The 9,392-nt window shown below is 47.3% G+C and carries 9 protein-coding genes; 8 read left to right on the top strand and 1 reads right to left on the bottom strand.

What is annotated here, in order from left to right; genetic code table 11:
• Positions 1-61: 61 nt before the first annotated feature.
• Positions 62-895, bottom strand: a complete 834-nt coding sequence (gene purU / locus KIV40_RS19530; RefSeq protein WP_285350844.1) for a formyltetrahydrofolate deformylase — start codon at positions 893-895, stop codon at positions 62-64.
• A 249-nt stretch (positions 896-1,144) separates the two neighbouring features.
• Between purU and KIV40_RS19525 the strand changes: the two genes are divergently transcribed.
• From KIV40_RS19525 to rnd, 8 genes are all read left to right on the top strand, one after another.
• Entirely contained in the window at positions 1,145-1,327 is a 183-nt protein-coding gene (locus KIV40_RS19525; protein ID WP_005428722.1) for a hypothetical protein, read from the top strand.
• 91 nt (positions 1,328-1,418) lie between these two features.
• Positions 1,419-3,344 (top strand): ATP-dependent DNA helicase, encoded by a 1,926-nt coding sequence (locus KIV40_RS19520; RefSeq protein ID WP_285350843.1) that lies wholly within the window; start codon positions 1,419-1,421, stop codon positions 3,342-3,344.
• Positions 3,345-3,389: 45 nt separating this feature from the next.
• Positions 3,390-4,091, top strand: coding sequence for a tRNA (adenosine(37)-N6)-threonylcarbamoyltransferase complex dimerization subunit type 1 TsaB (gene tsaB / locus KIV40_RS19515; protein WP_045377693.1), 702 nt, complete (start codon positions 3,390-3,392; stop codon positions 4,089-4,091).
• A 53-nt stretch (positions 4,092-4,144) separates the two neighbouring features.
• Entirely contained in the window at positions 4,145-4,450 is a 306-nt protein-coding gene (locus KIV40_RS19510; RefSeq protein WP_285350842.1) for a chromosome partitioning protein ParA, read from the top strand.
• A gap of 25 nt (positions 4,451-4,475) precedes the next feature.
• Positions 4,476-5,033: a Slp family lipoprotein gene (locus KIV40_RS19505; protein WP_050910775.1), complete on the top strand. Its 558-nt coding sequence runs from the start codon at positions 4,476-4,478 to the stop codon at positions 5,031-5,033.
• 6 nt (positions 5,034-5,039) lie between these two features.
• Entirely contained in the window at positions 5,040-5,894 is an 855-nt protein-coding gene (locus KIV40_RS19500; protein WP_285350846.1) for an alpha/beta hydrolase, read from the top strand.
• 106 nt (positions 5,895-6,000) lie between these two features.
• Positions 6,001-7,692 carry a long-chain-fatty-acid--CoA ligase FadD gene (gene fadD, locus KIV40_RS19495; RefSeq protein WP_012127281.1) on the top strand — a complete coding sequence of 564 codons (1,692 nt, stop codon included), beginning with the start codon at positions 6,001-6,003 and terminating at the stop codon, positions 7,690-7,692.
• An 87-nt stretch (positions 7,693-7,779) separates the two neighbouring features.
• On the top strand, positions 7,780-8,898 hold the full coding sequence (gene rnd, locus KIV40_RS19490) for a ribonuclease D (protein ID WP_285350841.1): 1,119 nt from the start codon (positions 7,780-7,782) through the stop codon (positions 8,896-8,898).
• Positions 8,899-9,392: the final 494 nt, after the last annotated feature.

Below are 9,392 nucleotides of genomic sequence, written 5' to 3'. Positions count from 1 at the left end.
ATAAGAGACAGGCCGATTAGGCGGGTTTATTCATAGTGAAATGGTAAAAAGAGAGAAGTAATTACAGAATAACCGTCTTATTGCCGTAAACAAATACGTGGTCATTGATCACTTTATTCAGAGCCTTGCTCAATACGTTCTTCTCTACATCGCGACCTGCTTGCGCCATATCTTGTGCGCTGAACGTGTGATCCACTGGAATAACGTCCTGCTTGATGATTGGACCCTCATCCAAGTCGTTTGTCACGAAGTGCGCCGTTGCACCGATGATCTTCACACCGCGATCGTAAGCTTGTTGGTATGGCTTAGCACCGATAAACGCGGGTAAGAAGCTGTGGTGGATATTGATGATCTTGTGACGGTATTTCTCCACGAAAGTCGGAGTGAGAACACGCATGTATTTCGCCAGTACAAGGTAATCGGCATCATATTGGTCAATCACTTCAAGCATCTTCTGCTCGTGCTCTTCACGGCTAAGATCTTCGTGAGTCACGTGATGGTAAGGAATATCAAAACGTTCAGTGAGTGTTTGAAGTTTGTCGTAGTTACCAACAACCGCAGCAATTTCAACATCTAAGCTGCCATCGTAAGTCTTCATCAGAATATCACCCAGACAGTGCGCTTCTTTGGTTACTAGGATGACGATGCGTTTACGGCGAGAGCTAATAAGTTTACGTTTTGCACCTTGTGGCAGCGCTTGGTCTAAATCGGCGAGTACCGTTTGATCGTTGAAGTAACCCTCCAACTCGGTTCTCATGAAAAAGTGTCCACTGGTGTTATCAACAAACTCGTTATTATGAACGATATTCAGCTGATGCTTATAACAGATATTGGTGATTTTTGAGATCAAACCCGGTGCGTCAGAACAATGGGTTAACAGTGTTTTCTTTTCCATAAATCAGATACTTCCATGCATTATTTTTCTAGCATACGAATAAAAGGGTCACGTCAGAAGCGTGAATCGTACTGCAATCTGACTTCATAAATAATCTATTCTCGGCGCGGTTTCAACAAATTATCCGTTGAAGCCCTTGTTTGGTGTGCTTCATTTGTTAATTTAAAACACCAAGGTTTACTCAGCGTTAACCCTCGAATTGATATAAGCGATTCAGTATTCGTGTGTTTAATTTCGAGGAGGTAAAGGATGCCTAAACATTTTGGTGTTTCTGATGAGGATTTCCGCCAGTTAATGGAACAATTACATTTGCTCAATGCAAACCAAAAATCTCTGTTGCAACGTCAACTGAGGAAACTAACCGTTTCTGAATCCATGAGCACTCTGTCGGAAGAGGAACTCTCGTTTCTGCAAACCGTATTGAGTCGTTGAGAGCGAATAGACAGAAATAGCGCTGCAGGTTGTCTGATTGAACAAGTATCTCTGATATACTCACGACAATTTTTCCAACCAGATGTCAGGCATGATCGCAAAAACATTCTCCTCTGAGGGCGCGTTAGGCAAAGCCATTCCGGGCTTTCAAGCTCGCCAGCCACAAATCGATATGGCAGAAGCTGTCAGCAGTGCGATCAAAGACCAAACTCAGCTCGTGGTAGAAGCCGGAACGGGAACGGGTAAGACTTTCGCTTACCTTGTGCCAGCGCTCTTGAGCGGAAAAAAAGTCATCATCAGTACCGGGTCGAAGAACCTGCAAGAGCAATTGTATCACCGTGACTTGCCTTTGATGGTCAATGCTTTGGGCTTTTATGGACAAGTCGCGCTACTAAAAGGTCGCTCCAATTACCTATGTTTGGATCGTCTTAGCCGACAAATGGTCGAGAGCCATACTAATGAGGCCGATCCAACACTGCTGACTCAATTGGTTAAAGTCCGCACTTGGTCGTCTGAAACCAAAACGGGCGATTTAGGTGATTGTGAGGATCTGCCAGAAGACAGCATGATCATCCCAACCATTACCTCCACCAACGATAACTGCCTGGGTAAAGAGTGTCCGAGCTACACCGATTGTTTCGTCCTAAAAGCACGCAAACGCGCAATGGATTCGGACATTGTTGTCGTCAACCACCACTTGTTCCTTGCAGACCTTGCGATCAAAGAAACCGGCTTTGGTGAGTTGATCCCAGAAGCTGACGTTTTCATCTTCGACGAAGCTCACCAGCTTCCAGACATTGCCAGCGAATACTTCGGACAATCGATCTCTAGCCGTCAGATCCAAGAGCTCGCCAAAGACATTGAGATTGCTTACCGCACTGAAGCAAAAGACATGCGCCAGCTACAAAAAGTCGGTGATAAGCTGATGCAAAGTGCGATGGATATGCGCATCGTTCTCGGTGAACCGGGCTTTCGTGGAAACTGGCGTGAAGCGCAGCAGTCGGAATCGATCAAGCGTGAATTGGTGCGCTTAACCGATAGCTTAGACTTGGCGATTGATGTGTTGAAACTGGCGCTAGGTCGAAGCCAATTGCTGGATACCGCCTTTGAGCGTGCCAACCTGATCAAAGGACGAATTGATCGCGTTTGTGATGTCGATATTACTGGTTACTCATACTGGTACGACACATCTCCCCGCCATTTTGCTCTGCACATTACGCCGCTATCGGTTGCAGATAAATTCCATGAGCAAATTGAAATCAAACAAGGCGCGTGGATTTTCACTTCTGCAACCCTTGCAGTATCTGGTGACTTTAAACACTTTACCGATCGTCTTGGATTGAAGCCGAAGCAGCAGTTTTCGTTGCCATCTCCGTTCGATTACGAGAAGCAAGCGCGCCTATGTGTGCCTCGTTATTTGCCAGAGCCAAACAGCCCAGGCTTAGCCGACAAACTGGTGCGAATGCTTGCGCCTGTGATTGAAGAGAACGACGGGCGTTGTTTCTTCCTGTGTACTTCGCACAGCATGATGCGTGAGCTTGGTGAACGCTTCCGTGAAGTGCTGGATCTGCCTGTGCTAATGCAAGGTGAGATGAGCAAACAAAAGACCCTTGCCGAGTTTATGGAACTGGGTAATGCACTGCTGGTGGCGACGGGTGCATTCTGGGAAGGGATCGATGTTAGAGGTGATGCGCTGAGCTGTGTTATCATCGACAAATTACCGTTTACTGCCCCTGATGAACCGCTGCTCAAAGCCCGAATCGAAGATTGTCGATTACGTGGCGGTGAGCCGTTTGCAGAAGTGCAAATCCCGGATGCGGTTATCACGTTAAAGCAGGGCGTAGGACGTTTAATTCGAGACCAAAAAGATCATGGTGCCTTAATCATTTGCGACAACCGTTTGGTAACGCGTGATTACGGTGGCATCTTCCTTGGCAGCTTACCGCCAATCCCAAGAACACGGGATTTGGAACGAATCAAAACATTCCTAAAAACAGAACAACCTGCCGCAGACTAATGCGCTGTGGCATCAATAAATTAAAGAAGAATTGTAGAGAGTTACATGAGCGCAAAAATTCTTGCTATCGATACGGCAACTGAGAACTGTTCAGTTGCGCTACTGGTTAATGACCGAGTGATTTCACGCAGTGAAGTGGCTCCTCGTGACCACACTAAGAAAGTACTGCCTATGGTGGACGAAGTACTGAAAGAAGCGGGCCTGACTCTACAAGATCTAGACGCATTGGCGTTTGGTCGTGGTCCCGGCAGCTTTACTGGCGTTCGTATCGGTATTGGTATCGCGCAAGGTTTGGCGTTTGGTGCTGACTTACCAATGATTGGCGTTTCAACGTTGGCTGCGATGGCACAAGCAAGCTACCGCCTGCACGGTGCAACGGATGTCGCGGTTGCGATTGATGCGCGTATGAGTGAAGTTTACTGGGCACGTTACACTCGCCAAGAAAACGGTGAATGGGCTGGTGTCGATGCAGAATGTGTTATTCCACCAGCGCGTCTATCGGAAGAAGCACAAGCAGACGACAAAACGTGGACTAAAGCGGGTACTGGTTGGGATGCTTACCAAGAAGATCTTGGTAAACTGCCATTCAACTTAACGAGCGGTGATGTGCTTTACCCTGATTCGCAAGACATCGTGATTCTTGCTGAACAGGAACTTAAGAAAGGCAACACAGTCCCAGTAGAAGAATCGAGCCCGGTTTATCTGCGCGATAATGTAACGTGGAAGAAACTTCCGGGTCGCGAATAATTCATTACTACTAGAATATACGGGGCGTTTGCCCTGTATTTTTATGGAGCGTTATGGCGTCTATCAATGGTTTACCTCCTGCGTTAATACCGGGTGCAAATCGCACCAATAAAGTCGGTAAAAAAGGGCAGGTAAAGAAAACTCAAGATAAGCAGTCCGTTGGTCAACCTTCTAAGGTGGCGAACGCCGTCGCGCATTCCATCAAACAAGTGGATGGGTCTCAGATTCATCGCGCTCAAGTGCAATATGATTTGCCCGAGGGTCATGCTCGCAAAGCAATGGAACAGTATATGGACGTCATGAATCGAGCGAAGAAAGAGGAACTTGCTCAGTTACTTGGTGTCGATATCTATGTGTAAAACAACGAATTTATAGTGGGGGTTTATGAAACTTTCTGGACGTATTTTTCTGGTTATTATCGCGGCATTCGGGCTTTCTGCCTGTAGTTCTCTTCCTGAAGAGTTGAATGCAAGCACCGAGCAGGTTTTGACGGATTACAAAACCTTTGCCGAAGACCAAGGACAGGCTGCTAACGATGTCCGCCTTGGTGGTGTTATCGCGAAAGTGGATAACTTGAAAGACCAAACGCGTCTGGAGATCGTAAACCTGCCAATCAGCAAATCAGGTAAGCCGGATATTGACCAAGAACCAACGGGTCGCTTCGCAGTGTACTTTGATGGTTACCTAGAGCCGGTTGCGTTTAGCCAAGGCCGACTTATTACCGTTGTTGGTAAAGGCGTGGGCGAAGAAGAAGGCAAAATTGGTGAGCACCAATACATCTTCCCGGCGATCAAAGGCGATGGCTACCGCCTATGGAAGATTGAAGAGCGCGTACGTATGTACGATACGCCAACCTATTACTACCCTTGTTATTCCATTAACTGCCGTATGATGCGTTCGGATTTCCCGCAAGACGGCAAGGTGATCAAGAAGGTTAAATAATCTGTGATGAATGAGCGCCGTTTTGCACTCCCAAATGGGAGCATGGCAGCCTTAGAGATCGGAAATGAAAAAACGACTGCTTGTTCAGTCGTTTTTCTTCATGGGTGGATGGATAATGCGGGCAGCTTCAAAACCTTGATGAACGCCATCCACCAGTGCAATCCTGATCTTCATTTACTGGCAATTGACCTATTTGGTCATGGCTTATCCAGCCATAAACCCTCGGACAATTACTATCCCTTCCACGACTACATTGCTGATTTACACCAATTATTGGATGAATTATCGCCAAACAGACTGGTGTTAGTAGGTCATTCACTAGGCGCATTAATCGCAAGTTGCTATAGTGCTGCCTTTCCTGAACAGGTCGAAGCGTTAGTGCAAATTGAAGGAGCGGGTCCACTCGCAGAACAGCCTTCCAATAGCGTGAAACGACTGCGTGATGGTGTCCTTAGCCGACAACGTCAACGCAATAAACCGGAGCGAGCTATCGCTTCTTTCGACCTGGCGTTAAAGCTACGCATGCAAGCGAATCACCTGACCGCCGAGCAGTTGATGCCAATCGTAGAGCGCGGGACTGAATGTCGCGAGAATCAATGGTTTTGGCGACACGATGCCAAATTAAAGTGCGATTCTCTTTACCGCATGGCACAGGACCACGCGAACTCGATCACCAGCCAAATACGCTGTCCGCACCTGATCATTTTGGGTGACAAAGGATTTCAGCATTTACAGTCTAACCAAATCGATTGGGGCGAAAATCCACCGAATGTGGTTTCTGTCGCGGGTGGTCACCATTGTCATTTAGAGCAAAAACTCGAGGTGGCAAAGCGAATTCTTGGTGTAGTTAACAAAATTTAAACAAGTGTTTGAGAGTTACGTGCTCAAGCACGTTTGCTGTGCTGTAATAGTGCTCAAAATAAAAAGGACGCTATTTTTTAGCCAGTTATAAACGAGGAGTAACATCGTGGATAAACCATGGCTTTCACGTTATCCAAGTGACGTACCTGAAACCATCAATCCAGAGCAATATGAGTCTTTGGTAGAAATGTTCGAGCAGTCTGTTCAAAAATACGCAGACCAACCGGCATTCATGAACATGGGCTCGGTCATGACCTTCCGCAAATTGGAAGAGCGTAGCCGCGCATTCGCCGCATACCTACAAAACGAACTTAAGCTGAAGAAGGGTGACCGCGTTGCTCTTATGATGCCAAACCTGCTTCAATACCCTGTAGCGCTATTTGGTATTTTGCGTGCAGGCTGTATCGCTGTGAACGTGAACCCACTTTACACTCCTCGTGAGCTTGAGCATCAGCTAAACGATGCTGGCGCAACGGCGATCGTTATCGTCTCTAACTTCGCGAACACGCTAGAGCAAATCGTAGAAAACACGCCAGTGAAACACGTGGTTCTGACCAGTCTTGGTCAAATGTTGCCACGTGCAAAAGGTACGCTTGTCGACTTCGTGGTTAAGTACGTGAAGGGCATGGTGCCTAAGTACGATCTACCGGGTGCAATCTCAATGCGTAAAGCGCTGCACAAAGGTCGTCGTCTTCAGTACGTGAAACCATTTATGTCTGGTGATGATATTGCATTCCTACAGTACACTGGTGGTACAACGGGCGTAGCGAAAGGCGCAATCCTGACGCATCGCAACATGATCGCCAACGTAATGCAGGCGAAAGGCGCTTATGGTCCAGTTTTGGCACCAGGACGCGAGCTTGTTGTTACGGCGCTGCCGCTTTACCACGTATTCGCGCTGACGGTGAACTGTCTACTGTTTGTTGAAATGGGTGGCAACAACCTGCTTATCACTAACCCGCGTGATATTCCGGGCTTTGTGAAAGAACTGCAAAAATACCAGTTCACTGCGATTACCGGTGTAAACACCCTATTTAACGCGCTAGTGAACAACGAAGATTTCCATGAGCTAGATTTCAGCAACCTTCGCCTTGCAGTAGGTGGTGGTATGGCAGTGCAACGTGCCGTGGCTGAAAAATGGCAAAAGACCACAGGCTGTTACCTACTAGAAGGTTACGGTCTAACAGAATGTTCTCCATTGGTGGCGGCTTACCCGCACGACCTAGTGGAATACAATGGTTCTATCGGTCTGCCTGTGCCATCAACAGAAGTACGTATTGTTGATGAAGAAGGTAACGCACTAGCAAACACAGAGACAGGTGAGCTCCAAGTTCGCGGTCCTCAAGTGATGCAAGGTTACTGGCAGCGCCCAGAAGCGACCAAAGAAGTGATCAACGAAGACGGTTGGCTATCGACGGGTGACATCGTTAAGTTTGATGATGAAGGCTTCCTGCACATCGTTGACCGTAAGAAAGACATGATTCTTGTGTCTGGCTTTAACGTTTACCCGAACGAAATCGAAGACGTAGTTGCACTGCACGGTAAAGTGCTAGAAGTCGCGGCAATCGGTCAGCCTCATGAAGTGTCTGGCGAGTTGGTGAAGATCTACGTTGTAAAACGCGATCCAAGCCTAACCAAAGACGAAGTGATTGCACACTGTCGCCAACACCTAACTGGCTACAAAGTGCCTAAGTTGGTTGAGTTCCGTGAAGATCTACCTAAGACCAACGTAGGTAAGATCCTTCGTCGCGTACTGCGTGAAGAGAACGATGCAGAGCTAGCGAAGAAGAGTGCATAAGCGGATTTCTTTGTGCAACAATCATTTATTGCCAAATAGTGTTAGAATGCCAGCGTTTTGCTGGCATTTTTTTATAGCGAGAAGCATGTGAACTATCAGATCATTACGAAAAACAAAGACCTAGAAGAAGTCTGCGCTCTAGCAAGAGAAGCCGACGTAGTTATGCTGGATACCGAATTCGTGCGAATCAGGACTTACTATCCGCAGCTAGGTTTAATTCAGCTTTTCGATGGCAAACAACTTTCCCTTATCGACCCGACCGAACTGACTGACATGACGTCGTTCGTCGAGTTGTTAAAAGACACCTCAGTACTAAAAGTACTGCACGCGTGTGGTGAAGATTTAGAAGTCTTCCAAAATGCCTTTGGCTGTACACCATTCCCAATGGTGGATACGCAGTTGATGGCCGCTTTCCTAGGTCACGGCCTGTCGACGGGCTTCGCTACGCTGGTGGAAGAATACCTTGGCGTCGAGCTAGACAAGAGCGAATCTCGCACTGACTGGATGGCGCGTCCACTGACTCAAAAGCAGCTTGATTACGCCGCGGCCGACGTGCACTACCTAATGCCTCTTTACGAGAAGCTATTAGCTAAAGTGAACGAAGCAGGCTGGTGGGAAGCGGTTCAACAAGAGAGCGACTTACTGGTATCAAAACGTATTCGCAACGTGAACGAAGAAAACGCCTACCTAGACATCAAAGGCGCATGGCAGCTAAGACCGGCTGAACTTGCGATTCTGAAGCCATTGGCAACTTGGCGTTACCGCGAAGCGATTAAGCGTGACCTAGCACTGAACTTCATCTTCAAAGAAGGTGATTTGCTGACGGTGGCTCGCCTTGGTTTGACTGGCTTTAAGAAGATGGAAGCGGAAGGCATCGACATCCGTGCGATTAACCGCCATGGCGCACGAATTGCGGCCATCGTGAAAAGTGCAAAGCAAACACCTGCCGATGATTACCCAGCGAAAATTGAACGTTTGATGGATTACCCAGGCTACAAGCAAATCTTCAAGAACATGAAAGATGTGGTGAAGGTAGCATCGCAAAAGTCAGGCTTGGCGACCGAGTTCTTGGCTTCTAAAAAGCAGATCAACCAAATCATCAGTTGGGTATGGAAGAAAGACCGCGACCCAGCGCGTCTACCGGATGTGATGCAAGGCTGGCGTCTTGAATTACTCGGCGAGAAGATGAATAAGGTGCTGAAGTAAGTACCAATAAAAAAGGTTGGCATTATCGCCAACCTTTTTTGTAACACGCATTTGTCTTTTATTTTGAGTGCTCATTTCAGCAGGACTAAGCCACAGGGTCATTCCAGCGAACCTAAGTGAGACTAGGAATCTACTGACAGTCCGCTTTGAAGCCAAAGTCTTCTTTCACCAAGCCGAGTACTCTGGTAATAGATTCTGAATCACGCTCGTGCCTCGCTGTTCAGAATGACGAAGGGGTTTGAGTCATTCCAGCGAACCTAAGTGAGACTAGGAATCTACGGGCAGTTCGCTTTGAATTCAAAACCTTTTATCAACAACCCGGGCACGCTAGTCATAGATTCTGAATCACGCTCAATGGTATGGACTCCCCACCTCAACTGACTGTGTCAGCTAAAGTTACAGGTACAAACCAAAATAGGAGCCCATACCATGAATCAATCTAGCACAATCTCAATTGATTTAGCCAAATCCGTTTTCCAAGTTGCGGTGTTTAA

This window comes from Vibrio sp. D173a (genome assembly GCF_030248475.1).
The sequence above is the reverse complement of the archived record's forward strand: the minus strand, read 5'-3'. Positions and strand labels throughout refer to the sequence as shown.

What these genes read in the sequence shown, in the direction of transcription:
- purU (WP_285350844.1), bottom strand. Translation starts at nt 895, where the DNA reads ATGGAAAAGAAAACACTGTTAACCCATTGTTCTGACGCACCGGGTTTG.
- KIV40_RS19525 (WP_005428722.1), top strand. Translation starts at nt 1,145, where the DNA reads ATGCCTAAACATTTTGGTGTTTCTGATGAGGATTTCCGCCAGTTAATG.
- KIV40_RS19520 (WP_285350843.1), top strand. Translation starts at nt 1,419, where the DNA reads ATGATCGCAAAAACATTCTCCTCTGAGGGCGCGTTAGGCAAAGCCATT.
- tsaB (WP_045377693.1), top strand. Translation starts at nt 3,390, where the DNA reads ATGAGCGCAAAAATTCTTGCTATCGATACGGCAACTGAGAACTGTTCA.
- KIV40_RS19510 (WP_285350842.1), top strand. Translation starts at nt 4,145, where the DNA reads ATGGCGTCTATCAATGGTTTACCTCCTGCGTTAATACCGGGTGCAAAT.
- KIV40_RS19505 (WP_050910775.1), top strand. Translation starts at nt 4,476, where the DNA reads ATGAAACTTTCTGGACGTATTTTTCTGGTTATTATCGCGGCATTCGGG.
- KIV40_RS19500 (WP_285350846.1), top strand. Translation starts at nt 5,040, where the DNA reads ATGAATGAGCGCCGTTTTGCACTCCCAAATGGGAGCATGGCAGCCTTA.